This is a genomic window from Ferrimonas sp. YIN67 (assembly GCF_057219095.1).
This window is the reverse complement of record NZ_JBXVVJ010000005.1, coordinates 22,191-39,959: the sequence shown is the minus strand read 5'-3', so window position 1 is coordinate 39,959 and position 17,769 is coordinate 22,191. Positions and strand designations below refer to the sequence as shown.

The following is a 17,769-nucleotide window of genomic DNA, read 5'->3' as shown; positions in this document are numbered from 1 at the left end:
ATCATGCCGGCGCCTTCGGATTTTTGTCTCGGATCCCGATTAACTGCGAGGCTTACGATAAACGTAGGCCGCAGGATCCACCTGTCTGTCGTTTTTCAATACTTCGTAATGAACATGGGGACCGGTCGAGCGGCCTGTGCTGCCTATCAATGCAACCACGTCACCTTTGTTCACTACCTGACCCAGTTCGGCCAGATTTTCTTTATTATGCCCATATCGAGTCTTCAAGCCGTTACCGTGATCAATTTCGACCAAATTGCCGTAACCAAACATGGTTCCCGAGTAGGAGATCACACCGGCTCCCGTGGCGATCACCTCACCCCCTTCCGAACCCGCAAAATCCAATCCCCGGTGCATGCGTCGCTGTCCGGTAAAAGGATCGTTGCGATAACCGAAGGAGGAGGACTGCCATCCACTGGATAGCGGCCGACCACTCAGGTAGCGCTCATTATCGATATGGTGATGACGTTCCAAGGTTTCAAGTAGGGGAAGCTGATTATCGGCCCGATCGAGACGTTTGAGCAATTCATCCATATCACTGAGGAGTATACTCAACTCGATATCCCCCTTTGCGGGAGAATCCGCCCCTCCCAGCCCCACTTCACTGTCGAAGTCGAACTGTTCAGCCAGGTCTGCACGATCAGCCAGCGCCATCCCTATCGCCTCGACTCGGTTCATCCGGGCCTGGATCCGTCCCAAACGGGCGGCCAGTACGGACAATTGAGCTTCGGTCTGATCCTTGAGCTGCAACAGATTATCCTGCTGTACCTGCTGACTCTGGTTAGCACTTTGCAGCTCTCCCTGCACCAGCTCCACCCGCTGCGACGCCTGTTGCCAGACACCGAGACCCGCGGCGATCAACGCCACCGGCAACAACAGCCAGCGTTTGCCTGGCTCAACACGGCGAACGCCGTGCTTTGTACGGATAAAGACTGTTACACTCATTGGGTCGCCAATCACTTTCTCTTATTCAATGAAATCCAAACCACGAGACATGGCCCACTTGGCCAGTACCCGCTTCGCTCAGTTACAAAACCATACCGGTCAAATGAGCCAACTGCAGCAGTGCTTGCTGCCCCTGCTCGATCCGGCCGTGCATGACCATATGAAGATCGCTAACCTGCGTGATGGCAAGCTGGTGATCGAGCTGGCCTCGGCGGCCTGGGCGACCCGGTTACAGTACCAGAGGTTGGAACTCTTGTCCGAACTGCGCAGAAATGGGTTTCCCATGCTCACGACTATCGAATTTAAAGTCAACCCGGAACTCTCTCGGATAAAGACACAAAAGGTCGAAGTTTCCAGACAGTTAAGTAGCAATGCGAGCGCTCATATTGAGGCCCTCGCAAATAACGTAGGCGGCGAACTGGGCGAAAAACTTAAAAAATTGGCCGCCCGAGGGCGGCCAATCAAAAAATAAGGGGCGCTTAGGCCAGGCTGGGGGCCAGGTAATCCATCGGTACCTCTTGTGGACGGTCAAAGCTGACCAGTTCCCAGGCGCTGGCATCTGCCAATACCGCACGCACCAAAAGGTTGTTGAGGGCATGGCCGGACTTATGGGCCCGGAACTCACCCAGAATGGCATGACCCGCAAGATAGAGATCCCCCACCGCATCCAGGATCTTGTGCTTCACAAACTCATCCGGATCCCGCAGGCCGTCCGGGTTGAGGATGCGAAACTCATCCAGCACGATGGCATTCTCCATGCTGCCGCCCAAACACAAGTTATTGGCACGCAGAAACTCAATGTCTTTCATAAAGCCGAAAGTACGGGCCTTACTGATCTCACGGGAGAAGGCACTGGCGGAGAAATCCAGGGCCAGACGCTGAGCACTGCGGCTGATCGCCGGGTGCTGGAAGTCGATGGAGAAATCCAGACGGAAGCCGTGGTAAGGACGAAATTCCGCCCACTTGTCTCCCTCTTCCACACGCACGGTTTTGCGCAGGCGCAGATATTGCTTGGACGCGGTCTGCTCTGCGATACCGGCACTTTGCAACAGGAAAAGGAAGGGACTGGCACTGCCGTCCATGATCGGGATCTCAGGTGCATCCACCTCGATATAGAGGTTATCGATCCCCATGCTCGCCACGGCGGCCATCAAGTGTTCGATGGTCAACACCTTGATCCCCTGCTCATTGGCCAAGCCGGAGCACAGGGTGGTTTCCTTGATCAGATCAGCGCGGGCAGGGATCTCCACCACAGGATCAAGATCGACCCTACGGAAGACAATCCCGGTATTCACCGGGGCAGGCTTCATCGCAATCGTCACCTTATTTCCGGAGTGCAATCCCACACCGGCGGCTTGGATCGGACGCTGAAGCGTCATCTGTTTACTCATCGAGTACTGCTCCTGCTGCTGATACTGCTTTAACCAAACGGCCGCCATACTAACACAAATTTGACACATGAACAAAGACTGGCCGGACCAATTGTCCAAGCCAACCTAGACCCATAAGCCATCTGGATGACGCTTAGTCAGCCTGGCGACGCAAAAACGCTGGAATATCCAGGTAGTGGTCCTGATTCTGTTTCGTCGCAGCGGCACTGGCCTGATTACCCGCAGCGGCCGGAGCCGATGGACGGGCAGGCTCGCTGCTCACCTGAGCACCCAGACTTGGTGCAGAGTCCACCGCATACTGAGCCGGGCTCTTGGCGGCCACCGTAGGGGTGTCTGCTGCCGTCTCGGTGGGACGCACCTCGGCAGCTTTTACGGCCGGCTTGCTCACCAACTGAATGTCAGGTTTTTTCTCAGCACCGATCCCGGTGGCCACTACGGTCACCCGCAGTTCATCACTCATCTCAGGATCGATCACCGCCCCCACCACCACGGTGGCGTTATCGGATGCATAGGCTTTAACGTGGTTACCCACGGTTTCAAACTCTTCGATGCTGATATCCAGGCCAGCGGTGATGTTCACCAGCACACCACGGGCGCCAGACAGGTCGATGTCTTCCAGCAGAGGGCTGGCCACGGCCGCCTCCGCCGCTTCTTCAGCACGATCCTCACCACGGGCCACGCCTGTACCCATCATGGCGTTGCCCATCTCAGACATCACCGTCTTCACATCGGCGAAATCCACGTTGATCAAGCCTGGTCGGGTGATCAGTTCGGCAATCCCCTGAACCGCACCCAACAAGACATTGTTGGCGGCTTTGAAGGCATCCAGCAGGCTGGTACGGCCACCCAGGACCTTCATCAGCTTGTCATTGGGTACAGTGATCAGAGAATCCACCTGCTTGGACAGCTGGTCGATCCCCTGGTCCGCATAGGCGGAGCGCTTTTTACCTTCGAAAGAGAAGGGCTTGGTCACCACGGCCACGGTGAGGATCCCCTCCTCCTTGGCCACTTCCGCCACGACCGGTGCCGCACCGGTTCCGGTGCCGCCCCCCATGCCCGCAGCGATAAAGACCATATCCGAGCCGGTAATGGCGGCTCGAATGGTTTCCCGGTCTTCCAACGCCGCCTCGCGGCCGATCTCCGGGTTGGCGCCAGCACCCAAGCCCTTGGTAACGTTCTTACCCAGCTGAATGGTGGTCTGCGCAGAAGACTTGCGCAGTGCCTGGGAATCGGTGTTGGCACAGATAAAATCTACACCCTCTATGGTCTGTTCGACCATGTGTTCAACGGCATTGCCGCCGCCACCACCAACCCCGATGACTTTGATGACGGCGTCATCACTATGACTGTCAACGATCTCGAACATAACTCTTTCTCCGTTTGCCCGCGTCCAGTTAAAACTCGCCTTTAAACCAGCTCTGCATCCTGCCTAGAATCTGGCCCAAACCTTTTTTCGGAGCCCGGTCCTGCGCCTTAATCCGCAACTGCCGTGCTCCATAGTGCAGCAGCCCGACCGCCGTGGCGTAGCTGGGCTCCCGAATGTATTCGTTCAATCCTTTCAGTGGCCGAGGCTGGGCCATGCGCACCGGCATGCCAAACATCTCCTCGGCAACGGTTTCCGCCCCCTCGATCTGGGCGGTCCCGCCCGTCAGGACAATGCCTGCGGCGACCTGATCTTCCAGGCCGCTGCCACGCAATGTTTCGGCCACCAGTTCAAACAACTCCTGGTACCTGGGTTCAACCACCTCCGCCAGGGTATGACGAGACATGCTGCGTGCCGGTCGACCACCCACAGAGGGGACCTCGATGCTCTCCTCCTGGCTGACCAGGGCAGAGCGCGCACAGGCGTATTGCACCTTGATCTGTTCTGCGTGACTCAGAGGTGTACGGAAGATCTTGGCGATATCACTGGTGACCTGATTACCGGCCACCGGGATCACCGCACAGAAGCGCAATGCACCGCCGGAGTAGATGGCGATGTCCGTGGTTCCGGCACCAATATCCACCAGACAGACCCCGAGATCTTTCTCGTCGTCGGTCAATACCGCTTCGGCAGAGGCGATCCCGGAAAACACCAGATCATCCACCGCCACATCACATCGCTCGACGCACTTGATGATGTTGCGGGCCCAGTCGGAGGAGCAAGTCACCATATGAACATTGGCTTCCATCCGAACACCGGACATGCCCACGGGAGAACGGATCCCCTCCAGTTCGTCGATGGTAAAGTCCTGGGGCAGTACGTGCAGGATCCGGCGTTCGGTAGGGATCTTGACCGAACGGGCCGTGTGGATCACATCCTCCACATCCTCCTGGATCACCTCGGGCCCATCGATGGACACCATGCCTTTCTCGTTCTGGCAACTGATGTGGTGGCCGGAGATGCTCAGGTATACAGACGCCACCTCGCACTCTGCGATGGAAGCCGCCTGGTTCAGCGCCAGGTTGACGCTACGCATCACCGAATCCAGATCATTGACACCACCCTTATCCATGCCCCGGGACAACTGATTGCCCATGCCGACGATACTGATCTCACCATCGGGCAATACCTCACCGATCACCGCAGTGGTCTGTGCCGTTCCGATATCCAGCCCCACAATCAGGCTGGTGTCTTGGCTATTGGTCATTGATCCTGTTCCTGCCAGCGCACGGCCAGTCCCGTGTCGTATCGTAAATCAACCCGTTCAATGGGTTTGCCTTCCTGCTCCAGCGTTGGCCAGAGATCGATAAAACGTTGAGTTCGGGCCAGGGTGTCATTACGCCCCAACGCCAACTCGATGCCATTGCCCAGGCGCAAGGCCCAGGCATGGCGATGATTCAACTGTAGAGCTTGCCCTTCAAAGCCATTTAAGGCCAGCAATTCAGACAGTTGCTGCCACATTAGCCACACTTTTTCACCGCTACCCTGGGGCCCGGACAAGTGCGGCAACGACGACAACCCCTCGCGCTCTGGGGCAACGAAGGGCTGGGCCCGGTCATTAAGCCAGGCATTATCATGCCAGCGGGCAACCGGCTCCTGCTCCAGCAGGTAAACTCGAAGCCGGTTCGGCCATTCACGCCGAACCGCCGCCCTGTCCACCCAGGGCAGATCCGTCAGGGCCTGGCGGATCACCGCCACATCGGCAGTAAACAGGGACCACTGACCCAGCTGGTGGACCGCGCTGCGCACCTCATCGTCCGAGGTAAAACGGCGCTGACCGATCAGTGCCAGCTCCTCCACCGGCAAGGCGTCCGCATCACTGGTAAAGTCCACCACCCACCAGGTACCTCGTGCCAGACCGGCCAGCACCAATAGCAGGAAAGCCAGGCCTGCCCAGACAGACCAGCGGATCCCGCTGGGCAGGGTGGGCCGGGATGGCAGCGCCAGGCTCACCATAACATCGGCCTACCTGGCCGCCGCCAGGATCTGGCGCACCAGGGGATCGAATTCGATCCCCACCGCCTTGGCAGCTTTAGGCACCAGGCTGGTTTCGGTCATACCCGGCACGGTATTGACCTCCAGCAACTTAAATTGTCCATCCGCATCCAGCATCACATCGACCCGTCCCCAGCCGCTGGCACCCACTGCCTGAAAGGCTCTCAGGGCCAACTGCTGCATCGCCTGCTCATCGGCTTCAGACAAGCCACACGGGATCAGGTAGCGGGTTTCAGTGGACTGATACTTGGCCTGATAGTCATAAAATTCGTTATCGGTTTCCATGCGGATCACGGGCAGAGCCTGCTCCCCGAGGATCGCTACGGTAAACTCCGGGCCATCGATCCAGGCTTCCACCAGGACGGTCTCGTCATAGTCCAGGGCGCCAACAATGGCCGCGTGAAGTTGCGACACATCATTGGCCTTGGCCATGCCTACGGAGGAGCCTTCGTTGGCCGGCTTCACCATCACGGGCGTACCAAGGCGAGCCATTATAGCGGCCGCATCCTTATCACAAAACGTTTCTTTTTCAACGACCTCGAAATCGGCTGTGGGCAGGCCCAACCCCGCCCACAACCATTTGGTGCGGATCTTGTCCATCGCCACCGCACAGCCCATGATGCGGCTGCCGGTATAAGGGATCCCCATCAGCTCCAGGGCCCCCTGAACACTGCCATCCTCGCCGCCACGACCGTGGAGCACGATAAAGGCCCGATCAAACGCCGCCAACTCGTTCAGTGGCTGCTCCTTGGGATCGAACTTGTGGGCATCGATCCCCTGACGCTGCAGCCCGGCCAACACGGCCGCACCGGATTTCAGGGAGACCTCCCGCTCTGCGCTGGTGCCGCCAAACAGCACAGCGACTTTCTCAACTTTACCTTGCGGGCTCATCATCCCTCCTGCTTCATCTTGTTGACAGACAGGCCCATATCGGCCAACCGTTTCGCCACGGCACCGATATTACCGGCCCCCTGGGTCATTACCACATCACCATCTTGCAGCTGGGCCGCCAGCAACGCCGGCAGTTCGGCGGGGCCCGGGACGTACACGGGATCAACACCACGCTGACGGATTGAGCGACACAAAGCACGGCTATCGGCCCCGGGGATGGGATCCTCACCGGCGCTGTACACCTCCATCAGCAGCAACAAGTCGACTTCTGCCAGAACGGCGCAGAAATCTTCGTAGAGATCTCGGGTACGGCTGTATCGGTGCGGCTGATACACCATCACCAGACGTCGATCGGGCCAACTGGCGCGGGCGGCCCGCACCGTGGCCAGCACCTCGCTGGGGTGGTGGCCGTAATCATCCACCAGACGCACCTGACCGGCACCGGTATCAAATTCACCATACTGCTGGAAACGGCGGCCAATTCCTTCGAACTCCAGCAGGGCCTTGAGCAGCACCTCATCGGCGATCCCCTCCTCCATCGCTACGGCAATGGCGGCCAGGGCATTCTGCACATTGTGCCGGCCTGGCAGATTCAACGTCAGTCGCAACGGCTCATGATCCGGACGGATCAGGGTGAACTGGGACTGAGTGCCGATCTGAACAAACTCCTCGGCCCGAATGTCCGCCTCGGGGGAAAATCCATAGGTCACCACTCGACGGGCAACCCGCGGCAGGACTGCCTGTACGCCGGGATCATCCAGGCACATCACCGCCGTGCCATAGAAGGGCAGGTTGTGCAGAAACTCTACGAAGGTGTCATACAGTTTGTTGAGATCCCCACCATAGGTGTCCATGTGATCCGGCTCGATGTTGGTCACCACGGACAGCATCGGCTGCAGGTGCAGGAAGCTGGCATCGGATTCATCGGCCTCCGCCACCAGGTAGTGACTCTGCCCCAGCTTGGCATTGGTGCCCGTGCTATTGAGCTTGCCGCCGATCACAAAGGTGGGATCCAGCTTGGCTTCGCCAAACAGGCTGGCCGTCAGGCTGGTGGTGGTGGTTTTGCCATGGGTGCCGGCAATGGCGATACCGTGGCGGAAGCGCATCAGCTCCGCCAGCATCTCGGCCCGGCGCACCACGGGGATCCGGGCGGCACGGGCCGCGGCGATCTCCGGGTTGGCCTCATCGATGGCGGTGGATACCACCACCACGTCGACCCCATCGACCCAGCGAGCATCATGGCCTATGTGCACCGTGGCACCGGCAGCCACCAGGCGCTGAGTCACCGGGTTCTGGGCAATGTCCGAGCCACTGATCTCATAGCCTTCGTTGGCCAGCACTTCGGCGATCCCGCCCATGCCAGCCCCACCGATCCCGATAAAATGGATCCGTTTTACCCGTCCCATGGCGCCGGCCTGGGTTGGCCCTTTGGCTTCGTACTTGTTCATTCTTTCTCACTCCGGGCCAGGGCATCACACACCCCGGCCACCTTATCTGTTGCATCCGGCACCGCACTGCGGCTGGCCGCTTCGGCCATCGCCTGCAGCTGCCCAGGGGACTGCGCCCATTGTCGCAACTGCAAAGCCAGCGCCGCTGCCGTCAATTCGCTCTGGGGGATCAGCACGGCGGCGCCGTCATCCACCAGGGCCTGGGCATTCTTGGTCTGGTGATCATCCACCGCATGGGGAAAGGGCACCAGCACCGACGGACGGCCAGTGACGGCCAGTTCCGCCACGGTCAGCGCACCGGCCCGGCAGATCACCAGATCGGCCCAGGCGTATGCCGCCGCCATATCATCAATAAAGTCTGCCACCTGAACTCCGACGCCGGGTGCGCTGGCACGCCAGTGGCGCTCCACTTCGGCCTGGTTGCCCCGGCCGACCTGGTGCCACACGGTAAAACGTGCCTGACCGGCGATCTGGCCGATGGCCTGGGGCACGATGTCGTTAAGCACCTTGGCCCCCAGGCTGCCTCCAACCACCAGTACCTTGAGCTGATCACCGGCCTGGACCGGCTGCTCCAGACCGATGGCGATCAACTCCTCCCGCACCGGGTTGCCCACCCGCTGCTCGTCCGGCAGCACGCCGTTAAACGCCACCAGCACGCGACGGGCAAAGCGCGCCAGGATCCGGTTGGTGGCGCCAGCCACGGCATTTTGTTCATGCAGGACCAGGGGCGTACGACGCAGCCAGGCAGCGATCCCTCCGGGACCGGCGGCATAGCCGCCCATGCCCAGGACCACATCCGGCTTGAATTCACGCTGGATCCGCAGTGCCTGGCCGATCGCCTTGAAGATCTGCAGCGGGGCTGCCAACTTGCGGATCAGGCCATTGCCTCGAACCCCTTTAATATCGATAAAGCGGATCTCAAAACCGTGCTGAGGCACCAGGCGGGCTTCCATCCGCTCCCGCGTACCCAGCCAAAGGACTTCCCAGCCCTGCTCCCGCAGGCGCCGAGCCACGGCCAGAGCAGGAAAGACGTGACCGCCGGTCCCCCCGGCCATCACCAGTAAGCGTTTAGCTTTGCTCATTGCCCGCCCTCCGTTTGCGTCGCGCCCGCTTGGGCTTGGCCGGCGACGGAGTGTCCTCCGACTCGGTTTGGGTCGTCGTGTGCGCCTGGGCCGGCATCAACTGCTGCACCCGGCGCTCGTGATCGATCCGAAGCAGCAGGGCTGCTGCGGCGGTCATGATCCATAAACTACTGCCACCATAAGAGACCAGGGGTAGGGTCAGGCCCTTGGTAGGCAGAACACCCACACTGGCACCGACATTCACCGCGGTTTGAAAACTGAACCAGATCCCAATGCCGTAGGCCAGGTAGCCGGAAAACGCCTGCTCCTGTTTCAGGGCCAGATGGCCAATCCACAGGGCGCGCAAAGCCAGTGTCAGCAACAGGCCTAACACCAGCAGGACACCGGCAAATCCCAGCTCTTCACCCAGCACGGCAAAAATAAAGTCCGTATGGGCCTCGGGCAGATAATCCAGCTTCTGGATACTGTTGCCCAGGCCCTCCCCAAACCAGTCCCCACGGCCGTACGCCATCAGCGACTGGGTCAGCTGATAACCGGTACCGAAGGGATCCGCCCAGGGATCCATAAAGGATTGCACCCGCGCCATCCGATACTCGGAGGTGGCGATCAGGCCAATAAAGACCGCCAGACCCAGAAGGATCAGGCCGATAAATTCACCGAGGCGCGCCCCGGCGAGAAACAACATGCCGGTGGTGGTGACAAACATCACTACCACGGTGCCAAAGTCCGGCTGCTTGATCAGCAGGATGGCATAGACACCAAAGACCGCCAGCGCCTTGGCAAAACCACGAAACTGCTCCCGCACCTCCTGGTGACGACGCACCAGATAACCGGCCAGAAACACGAACAGGGCCAGCTTGGCCAACTCCGCCACCTGGAAGTTGAAGGGCCCCAGGGGGATCCAGCGGGTCGCCCCATTAACGGTACGCCCCACCACCAGCACGGCCACCAGGCTGAACAGGGCCAGCAGCATCAGCGCCCAGCCATAGCGATCCCAGATCCGCACCGGTATCTGCAACACTACGGCGGCGATCACGATGGCGCCCACCAGGAAGATCAGCTGACGCTTGATAAAGTAATAAGGATCGCCGGTGAGGCGGGTGGCCTCCGGCATGGAAGCCGAGGACACCATCAGGAAACCCAACGCCATCAGGGTCAGGATCAAGGCCAGCAGTTTGCGATCGTACAGCTGGGTCCCCAGCTCACGCGGTGGGGCCATAAGGCCCCTAATGGCTGCCAACCAGCCTTGCCATCTCTGGCCAAACAGGCTCAGTTGCTGGCGATCAACTGCAGAGTTCATGACAAGGATTCCACGGCCGCCGCGAAGCGCTCACCGCGTTCGACGAAGTTTTTAAACATGTCCAGGCTGGCACAGGCCGGGGAGAGTAACACTCGATCCCCAGGCTGTGCTTCGGCGGCAGCCAGGGCAACGGCCTGCTCAAGGCTGGCCACTTCCACCGCGCCGGGCTTAAGTGCCGCCAGGGCCGGCCCATCCTGACCCAGGGTGTAGAGACGATGCAGGGCGCCCAACGCTGGCGCCAGTTCGGTCAGATCGGCCCCCTTGGCATCCCCACCGGCGATCAACAGCAGCCGACCTGGACCGCTCTGCAATCCCTGCAAGGCGGCCAGGGTCGCCCCGACATTAGTGGCCTTTGAATCATTGATATACTGGATCCCGTTCTTGACGGCCACCAGTTCACAGCGGTGGGCCAGGCCACGATACTCCCGCAGAGCCTGGTTGATCCCCGGCTGCGGCACACCGGCCGCGCGGGCCAGGGCCATGGCCGCCAGCGCATTGGCCACATTGTGCTCCCCCACCAGGCCCAACTCGACGGCGGCGAACAGGCCCGTGCTTCCCTGGCACAGCCAGCGCTCGCCATTTTGCTCCTGTACGCCGTAATCTTCGCCCAGCGCCGGATCCAGCCCGAAGCTGATGGCATGGCAAGCCGCCGGTGCCTCGGTGTCGGGATCCGCCCGGTTGGTCAGGCACAGGCGAGCCTGGCCATAGAGGGTGCGCTTGGTGTCCCGGTAATGCCCGTAGTCGTTGTAACGGTCCAGGTGATCATCACTGACATTGAGCACAGTCGCGGCCACACAATCCAGGCTGGTGGTGGTCTCCAGTTGAAAGCTGGACAGCTCGAGTACATAGAGACGGTGCCCCTGGCCCAGCAGATCCAGCGCCGGGGTGCCAATGTTGCCTCCGACGCCCACCGACCAACCTGCGGCACGGGCCATCTCGCCCACCCAACTGGTGACCGTCGATTTGCCGTTGGAACCGGTGATCGCCAGCACAGGCGCGTCCGCATGACGGGCAAACAGCTCGATATCCCCAACGATCTCCACACCGGCCTCGATCGCCTGGCGGATCGCCGGGGTCGCCAGGGGGATCCCAGGGCTCACCACCAGTCGGCGAGCCCGAGCCAGCGCGGCACCATCGAAGGGGCCGGTATACAAGGCGACATCGGGAAACTCCGTCGCCAGGCGCTCGGAGCCAGGCGGTACGTTTCGACTGTCCCACACCGCCACGCTCTCCCCCTGCTCCCGCAAAAAACGAACGCAGGAGAGGCCGGTTAGGCCGAGGCCAAGGATGAGAGTGTCCGCTGGCATCTTCATATCAGCGCAGCTTCAAGGTCGCCAGACCCAGCAGGACCAGGCACAGGGAGATGATCCAGAAACGGACGATCACCCGAGGCTCTGGCCACCCTTTGAGTTCGTAATGGTGATGGATCGGTGCCATGCGGAAGATCCGCTTGCGGCGCAACTTGAACGAGCCCACCTGGAGGATCACCGACAGGGTTTCCACCACGAAGATCCCGCCCATGATCACCAAGAGGAACTCCTGACGGGTTAAGACCGCCATGGCACCCAGGCCAGCGCCCAGGGCCAGGGAGCCCACATCGCCCATAAACACTTGGGCCGGATAGGTGTTGAACCACAAAAAGCCCAGGCCCGCACCCACCATGGCAGTGGCCACCACGCCCAACTCACCGACGCCGGGCAGGTGAGGAATGTGCAGGTATTCGGCAAAATTAACATTGCCGGACAGATAGGCCACCAGGGCAAAGGCGGAGGCCACCATCACGGTAGGCACAATGGCCAGACCGTCCAGGCCATCGGTCAGGTTTACTGCATTGGAGCTGCCAACGATGGTGAAATAGGCCAGGGCGATAAACGCCAGGCCTAGCTGAGGCATCACCTCCTTGAAGAAGGGCACCACCAGCACTGTGCCTTGCGGCTCATTGATCCAGTAGAGCCAGAACGCCACGACCAGGGCCGCAACGGACTGCCAGAAATATTTCCAACGGGCGATCAGACCGGCGGGATCCTTGCGGATCACCTTGCGGTAGTCATCGATGTAACCGATCAGGCCAAAGCTGCCCAGGACAAACAGCATCACCAACACATAGTGGTTGGTCAGATCCCCCCACAACAGGGTGGAGACAAAGATCCCGGCCAGGATCATCACTCCCCCCATGGTCGGTGTGCCCCGCTTAGAGAAGTGGGACTCTGGCCCGTCGTTACGCACCACCTGGCCGATCTGCATGCGTTGCAGATAACGGATCAGCTTGGGACCACTCCACAGGCAGAACGCCAGTGCAGTGAGGAGGGCAACGATCGCCCGAAACGTCAAATATGAGACGACATTAAAGCCACTGTAATACTGTGTTAAGTATTCGGCGAGATAGACCAGCATTATGAGCTTTCCCCAAATCGCTCCCGCATTGCGGCCACGGCGTGTTCCATGCGGGCACTGCGAGAGCCTTTTATCAAAATGGTCACGGGCGATCCGATCCTGTCGATCAGAACCTCCAGGCGGGCAATCAGCTCCTTTTGCCCGTCAAAATGCTCGGCGCCTTCGAAGCGCTCGGAAGCGAAGGCGGATAATTTACCCACTGTGAGTAAGTAATCAATCCCTTTCTGCGCAGCATATTCGCCCACCAGGGCATGATGGGACCGAGCCGACTCCCCCAACTCCCCCATATCGGCAAACACCAGGGCGGTAACACCGGCCTGCTCAGCCAGCAGATCCACGGCGGCACGGGTGGAGGCCAGGTTGGCGTTATAACTGTCATCGATCACCGTCAAACGGGCGCAGATCCGGTGAAACTGGGTTCGCCCTGGCACCTGTGGGGCCAGGGCCAGGCCCTCGGCAATCACCGACAGGTCCAGATCGGCGGCACTGGCCAATGCCGCCGCCGCCAGGGCATTGTCCACCTGGTGACGGCCGGGTACCGGCAGGGCGACCAGCACGGATTGTTCCCCCCGGTGCAGCCGGAAACGGTATCCCCCGGCGGCACCACCGGGGACAATCTCATCGGCCCACAGATCGGCAGCCCCCTGACTGGAGAAGGTGATCACCTCATGATCTTCCGCCACCTGCAGCACGGTCTTGCTGTACTCATCGTCCAGGTTGACCACCGCCTTCCCCTCGCTGGAAAGGTGCTCGAAGATCTCGCATTTCGCCCGGGCAACTCCCTCGATCCCGCCAAACCCTTCCAGGTGAGCCGGCTGAATATTGTTGATCAGGGCCACGTCCGGCTGGACCAGGGAGCTGGTGTAGCGGATCTCTCCGGCATGGTTTGCGCCCAATTCCAGCACCGCATAGCGATGCTCAGGCAGGAGCTCCAGCAGGGTCAGGGGAACGCCTATGGTGTTGTTCAGGTTGCCGTGAGTGGCCAGGGTCGGCGCCTGACGGGCAAAGATCGCCGCCGTCATCTCTTTCACCGAGGTTTTCCCCACCGAACCGGTCAAGGCAACGCAGAAGGGGTTGAGGTGATGACGCAACCAAGCTCCGAGTTGACCGAGTGCCAGCTGGGTGTCCTGCACCCGGATCTGGGGGAGGGCTACGTCCACCGCCTTGCTGACCAGGAGGGCGCTGGCCCCACCCGCTTCGGCGGCCGAGGCAAAATCATGGGCATCAAAACGCTCACCGATCAAGGCCACAAACAGGGCACCGGCCCCCAGGGTACGGGTATCCGTGCTGATCCGCTCTATGCGTACATCGAGATTACTGCCAATGATCTCACCGGCGACAATCTCGGCCAGTTGCTCCAGGGTCAATGCAATCATGCGTCACCTCCGGCCAAGGCCTGGGCCAGGGCTCGCTCGTTATAGGGATGGCTTTGACCACCAATCACTTGGTAATCCTCGTGCCCCTTACCGGCCAGCAGGATCAGATCCTCGGGGCCCGCATGGGTAAAGGCATGGCGCACCGCATCGGCCCGATCGGCGATCACCACCGCCGCCGCAGGCTCCCGCAGTCCGGTTTGCATATCTTCAACAATCTGCTCAAAGGCTTCGGCTCTAGGATTGTCTGCGGTGATCACCACCCGATCGGCATAATGTTCCACACTTTGCGCCATCATGGGGCGCTTGCCACGATCCCGTTCACCACCGCAACCAAACACACACCAAAGGGCACCGCTACAGTGACGACGCAAGGCGCTCAAGGCCTGCTCCAGGGCGTCCGGTGTATGGGCATAATCCACCACCAGGCCGGGTTTCCCCGCGCCGTGATAGCACTCCATGCGGCCCGGTGCCGGTTGCAGAGAGGGCACCACAGCCAGCAGTTCAATCAAGTCGTGGCCCTGCGCCAGCAATGCGCCTAAAGCGGCCAAAACATTGGCCAAGTTGAATTTGCCCAGCAGCGGGCTGTCCAGCCGACCTTGACCAAAACTGGACTCGATGCGGGCAGAAACGCCGCCATTATGGAAATGGATATCCACCGCGTGGATCCACTCGCCACTGCAATCGGCACCATCCAGGCTGTAGCCTATGGTCCGCACCTCGCCCTTGAGTTCACGATGCCAGCGGGCACCGTATTCGTCGTCAAGGTTCAGCACGGCGCTCTGCAGACCCGGCAGCTCGAAGAGCGCCCGTTTGGCTTCGGCATAACTCTCCATATCACCATGATAATCAAGGTGATCACGACTGAGATTGGTAAAGACGCCGGTGCCGATAGGCAGGGCGGCGATCCGCCCCTGACTCAATCCGTGGCTGGAGATCTCCAGTGCCACGCACTGCGCCCCGGCGTCGACCTGATCGGCCAACTGCCGAGCCACGGTGATCGCATCGGAGGTGGTATTGGTTGACGGTTTCAATGCCCCCCACAGGCCATTGCCCACAGTACCCATCACCCCGGCGGTCCGCCCCAGGCCATCCAGTAGCTGGGCACACAGCTGGGTTACCGTGGTTTTGCCATTGGTTCCGGTCACCCCGATCAGATCCACAGTGCTGGCCTGGGGATAGGCTCTCAGGGCCAGGGACGACAGGCGTGCGTTCAGATCCCGCAGGCCGATCACAGGCACAGGTTGGCCATCCCGGCCGGTGAGATCCGCCAGACGGACATCACACTCATGCTCGCACAACACCCCTACCGCTCCGGCCTCGATGGCCCCTTCGATGAAGCGGCGGCCATCCACCTGATGGCCCACGACGGCACAAAACAGATCCCCGGACCGAATTGCCCGGCTATCCAGTGCCAGATCTTGAAACCGACAACCGGTTTCAAGGCGGATCCAGGGGGACAGAAGATCATCGAGTGACAACATTGTCGCTCCCTATACTATTGATGGCCGCCAGCTCCGGCATCGGGCCGGGCCGCTGGTTCGGCTCTACATTCAACAACTGCAGCGCCCCGGCCATCACCTCGGCAAATACCGGGGCAGCCACGGTGCCACCATAATAACTGTCGCCCTGGGGCTCGTTGATCACGACGGCCATCGCCAGGCGGGGATCTCCCGCAGGCGCCAGCCCACCAAACAGGGTGACATAATCATCACCATAGCCCCCGGCCACGGCCTTGCGGCTGGTACCGGTTTTTCCTGCAACCCGATAGCCGTTGATCGCCGCCCGGCGCGCGGTGCCGCCGGGTTCGGTCACCTCGGTCAACATCCCAACCACCTGAGCAGCCACCTCCGCAGACAGGACGCGCTCACCTGTGGGAGCCTCCCGCTGCTTGAGGATTGAAGCCGGACGCGCCACGCCACCAGCCCCCAGTACGGCATACATACGTGCCAGCTGCAGTGGCGTCGCCGTCAGGCCGTAGCCAAAGGACAGGGTCGCCCGCTCATGCTCGGACCAACGATGGCGCTTGGGCACGTTGCCCGTGTACTCACCATCGAGATTGATGCCACTGTAAGTTCCCAAACCAAAATCCGCATAGAAGGCCAGCAACTCCTCGACGTCCATCTGCAGTGCCATCTTGGCCATGCCGATATTGGACGATTTCACCAGTAGGGTGCCGACATCCTGCTTGCCCAAGTTACGCCCATCCCGCACCAAGCCGCCCGATACCCGCATCCAGCCCGGGCTGGTGTCTAGGATGTCATCGGCTTTCACCACGCCTCGCTCCATGGCCGCGGCGACGACCAGGGGCTTAATCACCGAGCCAGGCTCATAGGCATCCGTGATCGACCGGTTACGGATCTGGTAGGGCTGAATATTGCGACGCTGATTGGGGTTGAAACTTGGGGTATTGGCCATCGCCAGGATCTCCCCGGTGGGGATATCGATGATCACCAGGGAGCCCGAGGTCGCCATATGCATGGCCGTGGCCTTCTTCAACGCCTGATACGCCAGACTCTGCAACCGCATGTCCAGACTCAGCACCAGATCATTGGGGTTCTCGCCCTCCTCCAGTACCGACAGGGTCTCCACCACCTCGCCGCGACGTCCTCGGCGGATCTGGGTCTTCTTTGGTGCACCGGTGAGCCAGTCGTCGAAGTTACGCTCCAGGCCCTCGATCCCCTTGTCGTCGATGTTGGTCAGGCCCACCAGCTGCGCGGCGATCTCCCCTGCCGGGTAGTAGCGACGAGACTCGGGCTTGAGGGACAAACCGGGAATGCGCAGCTGACGTATGTACTCGGCCACCGCAGGCGTCACCTGCCGCTTGAGGTAAACAAAACGACCCGGATTATCCCGCACCTTACTGATCAGGCTATCGGCATCCTCTTCGAGCACATCCGCCAGGGCGCGCCAACGACGCAGATCGGCAAACCCATTGCCGTCACGCACCATCTTGGGATCGGCAAAGGCAGCCATCACAGGGACACTGACCGCCAGCATCTCACCGTTACGATCGGTGATCATGCCCCGCTGAACATCCGACGTGGTGGTCCTCAGGGTTCGCAGATCGCTCTCATAGCGCAGCCGATCCGGCGCGATCACCTGGATCCAGGCCGCCCGTACGCCGATCCCGACAAACACCAGGCAGATCGCCGCGCACACCAACTGCAACCGCCAGCGAAACGGCGTGGGTTTAAGCTTCTGTTTGGCCTGACGACTCATGGTAACCTCACCACGGTTTCTAGCGACGGCAGGGGGCGATTCATCTGCAACTGCTTGCGGGCCAGACTGTCGATCCGGCTATGCTCCGCCAGCGTCTGCTCCTCCAGCAACAGGTGACGCCAATGGACGTCCAACTGATCCCTCTGTTGCAGCAGGCTGTTCCATTCGGCAGTCAGGTGACGCGCCTCCTGGGCGGACCAGACCACCCCTAACGCCGTGGCCATCACCAGCAAAGCCAGTGCCAACAAGCCACGGTGATGCCACAGATCGGCGGCGATCAGACGCGGCAGGCCTGGACCCGTCAC

The 17,769-nt window shown here is 60.7% G+C and carries 16 protein-coding genes; 1 reads left to right on the top strand and 15 read right to left on the bottom strand.

The window, feature by feature from the left end; genetic code table 11:
• Positions 1-39: 39 nt before the first annotated feature.
• Positions 40-945, bottom strand: a complete 906-nt coding sequence (locus tag AC2D8U_RS12045; RefSeq protein WP_484619310.1) for a M23 family metallopeptidase — start codon at positions 943-945, stop codon at positions 40-42.
• Positions 946-973: 28 nt separating this feature from the next.
• Here AC2D8U_RS12045 and AC2D8U_RS12040 point away from each other — a divergent pair, with 28 nt between their 5' ends.
• A complete protein-coding gene (locus AC2D8U_RS12040) occupies positions 974-1,417 on the top strand; it encodes a DUF721 domain-containing protein (RefSeq protein ID WP_484619309.1) in 444 nt (147 codons plus the stop codon).
• 7 nt (positions 1,418-1,424) lie between these two features.
• Here the strand turns inward: AC2D8U_RS12040 and lpxC are convergent, their stop codons facing one another.
• The 14 genes from lpxC to ftsL all read right to left on the bottom strand — a co-directional run bounded on the left by lpxC (position 1,425) and on the right by ftsL (position 17,769).
• A complete protein-coding gene (gene lpxC / locus AC2D8U_RS12035) occupies positions 1,425-2,336 on the bottom strand; it encodes a UDP-3-O-acyl-N-acetylglucosamine deacetylase (RefSeq protein ID WP_484619308.1) in 912 nt (303 codons plus the stop codon).
• 133 nt (positions 2,337-2,469) lie between these two features.
• Positions 2,470-3,702: a cell division protein FtsZ gene (gene ftsZ, locus AC2D8U_RS12030; protein WP_484619307.1), complete on the bottom strand. Its 1,233-nt coding sequence runs from the start codon at positions 3,700-3,702 to the stop codon at positions 2,470-2,472.
• A gap of 28 nt (positions 3,703-3,730) precedes the next feature.
• Entirely contained in the window at positions 3,731-4,966 is a 1,236-nt protein-coding gene (gene ftsA, locus AC2D8U_RS12025) for a cell division protein FtsA (RefSeq protein ID WP_484619306.1), read from the bottom strand.
• Positions 4,963-5,715 (bottom strand): cell division protein FtsQ/DivIB, encoded by a 753-nt coding sequence (locus tag AC2D8U_RS12020; protein ID WP_484619305.1) that lies wholly within the window; start codon positions 5,713-5,715, stop codon positions 4,963-4,965. The genes ftsA and AC2D8U_RS12020 overlap by 4 nt, the downstream gene beginning before the upstream one ends.
• Positions 5,716-5,724: 9 nt before the next feature.
• The gene (locus AC2D8U_RS12015; protein WP_484619304.1) at positions 5,725-6,648 is read right to left on the bottom strand and encodes a D-alanine--D-alanine ligase; all 924 of its coding nucleotides are present in this window, start codon (positions 6,646-6,648) and stop codon (positions 5,725-5,727) included.
• On the bottom strand, positions 6,645-8,093 hold the full coding sequence (murC, locus tag AC2D8U_RS12010; RefSeq protein WP_484619303.1) for a UDP-N-acetylmuramate--L-alanine ligase: 1,449 nt from the start codon (positions 8,091-8,093) through the stop codon (positions 6,645-6,647). The genes AC2D8U_RS12015 and murC overlap by 4 nt, the downstream gene beginning before the upstream one ends.
• A complete protein-coding gene (gene murG / locus AC2D8U_RS12005; RefSeq protein ID WP_484619302.1) occupies positions 8,090-9,175 on the bottom strand; it encodes an undecaprenyldiphospho-muramoylpentapeptide beta-N-acetylglucosaminyltransferase in 1,086 nt (361 codons plus the stop codon). Before murG ends, murC begins: the two co-directional genes overlap by 4 nt.
• Complete coding sequence (gene ftsW / locus AC2D8U_RS12000; protein WP_484619301.1) at positions 9,162-10,475, bottom strand: cell division protein FtsW; 1,314 nt, start codon at positions 10,473-10,475, stop codon at positions 9,162-9,164. The genes murG and ftsW overlap by 14 nt, the downstream gene beginning before the upstream one ends.
• Positions 10,472-11,788: a UDP-N-acetylmuramoyl-L-alanine--D-glutamate ligase gene (gene murD / locus AC2D8U_RS11995; RefSeq protein WP_484619300.1), complete on the bottom strand. Its 1,317-nt coding sequence runs from the start codon at positions 11,786-11,788 to the stop codon at positions 10,472-10,474. The genes ftsW and murD overlap by 4 nt, the downstream gene beginning before the upstream one ends.
• Before the next feature lies 1 nt (position 11,789).
• Positions 11,790-12,869 (bottom strand): phospho-N-acetylmuramoyl-pentapeptide-transferase, encoded by a 1,080-nt coding sequence (gene mraY, locus AC2D8U_RS11990; RefSeq protein WP_484619299.1) that lies wholly within the window; start codon positions 12,867-12,869, stop codon positions 11,790-11,792.
• A complete protein-coding gene (locus AC2D8U_RS11985; RefSeq protein ID WP_484619298.1) occupies positions 12,869-14,245 on the bottom strand; it encodes a UDP-N-acetylmuramoyl-tripeptide--D-alanyl-D-alanine ligase in 1,377 nt (458 codons plus the stop codon). The genes mraY and AC2D8U_RS11985 overlap by 1 nt, the downstream gene beginning before the upstream one ends.
• Positions 14,242-15,726 (bottom strand): UDP-N-acetylmuramoyl-L-alanyl-D-glutamate--2,6-diaminopimelate ligase, encoded by a 1,485-nt coding sequence (gene murE / locus AC2D8U_RS11980; RefSeq protein WP_484619297.1) that lies wholly within the window; start codon positions 15,724-15,726, stop codon positions 14,242-14,244. Before murE ends, AC2D8U_RS11985 begins: the two co-directional genes overlap by 4 nt.
• Positions 15,710-17,464: a peptidoglycan D,D-transpeptidase FtsI family protein gene (locus AC2D8U_RS11975; protein WP_484619296.1), complete on the bottom strand. Its 1,755-nt coding sequence runs from the start codon at positions 17,462-17,464 to the stop codon at positions 15,710-15,712. Before AC2D8U_RS11975 ends, murE begins: the two co-directional genes overlap by 17 nt.
• Positions 17,461-17,769 carry a cell division protein FtsL gene (gene ftsL, locus AC2D8U_RS11970; RefSeq protein WP_484619295.1) on the bottom strand — a complete coding sequence of 103 codons (309 nt, stop codon included), beginning with the start codon at positions 17,767-17,769 and terminating at the stop codon, positions 17,461-17,463. The genes AC2D8U_RS11975 and ftsL overlap by 4 nt, the downstream gene beginning before the upstream one ends.

What these genes read in the sequence shown, in the direction of transcription:
- AC2D8U_RS12045 (WP_484619310.1), bottom strand. Translation starts at nt 945, where the DNA reads ATGAGTGTAACAGTCTTTATCCGTACAAAGCACGGCGTTCGCCGTGTT.
- AC2D8U_RS12040 (WP_484619309.1), top strand. Translation starts at nt 974, where the DNA reads ATGAAATCCAAACCACGAGACATGGCCCACTTGGCCAGTACCCGCTTC.
- lpxC (WP_484619308.1), bottom strand. Translation starts at nt 2,336, where the DNA reads ATGAGTAAACAGATGACGCTTCAGCGTCCGATCCAAGCCGCCGGTGTG.
- ftsZ (WP_484619307.1), bottom strand. Translation starts at nt 3,702, where the DNA reads ATGTTCGAGATCGTTGACAGTCATAGTGATGACGCCGTCATCAAAGTC.
- ftsA (WP_484619306.1), bottom strand. Translation starts at nt 4,966, where the DNA reads ATGACCAATAGCCAAGACACCAGCCTGATTGTGGGGCTGGATATCGGA.
- AC2D8U_RS12020 (WP_484619305.1), bottom strand. Translation starts at nt 5,715, where the DNA reads ATGGTGAGCCTGGCGCTGCCATCCCGGCCCACCCTGCCCAGCGGGATC.
- AC2D8U_RS12015 (WP_484619304.1), bottom strand. Translation starts at nt 6,648, where the DNA reads ATGATGAGCCCGCAAGGTAAAGTTGAGAAAGTCGCTGTGCTGTTTGGC.
- murC (WP_484619303.1), bottom strand. Translation starts at nt 8,093, where the DNA reads ATGAACAAGTACGAAGCCAAAGGGCCAACCCAGGCCGGCGCCATGGGA.
- murG (WP_484619302.1), bottom strand. Translation starts at nt 9,175, where the DNA reads ATGAGCAAAGCTAAACGCTTACTGGTGATGGCCGGGGGGACCGGCGGT.
- ftsW (WP_484619301.1), bottom strand. Translation starts at nt 10,475, where the DNA reads ATGAACTCTGCAGTTGATCGCCAGCAACTGAGCCTGTTTGGCCAGAGA.
- murD (WP_484619300.1), bottom strand. Translation starts at nt 11,788, where the DNA reads ATGAAGATGCCAGCGGACACTCTCATCCTTGGCCTCGGCCTAACCGGC.
- mraY (WP_484619299.1), bottom strand. Translation starts at nt 12,869, where the DNA reads ATGCTGGTCTATCTCGCCGAATACTTAACACAGTATTACAGTGGCTTT.
- AC2D8U_RS11985 (WP_484619298.1), bottom strand. Translation starts at nt 14,245, where the DNA reads ATGATTGCATTGACCCTGGAGCAACTGGCCGAGATTGTCGCCGGTGAG.
- murE (WP_484619297.1), bottom strand. Translation starts at nt 15,726, where the DNA reads ATGTTGTCACTCGATGATCTTCTGTCCCCCTGGATCCGCCTTGAAACC.
- AC2D8U_RS11975 (WP_484619296.1), bottom strand. Translation starts at nt 17,464, where the DNA reads ATGAGTCGTCAGGCCAAACAGAAGCTTAAACCCACGCCGTTTCGCTGG.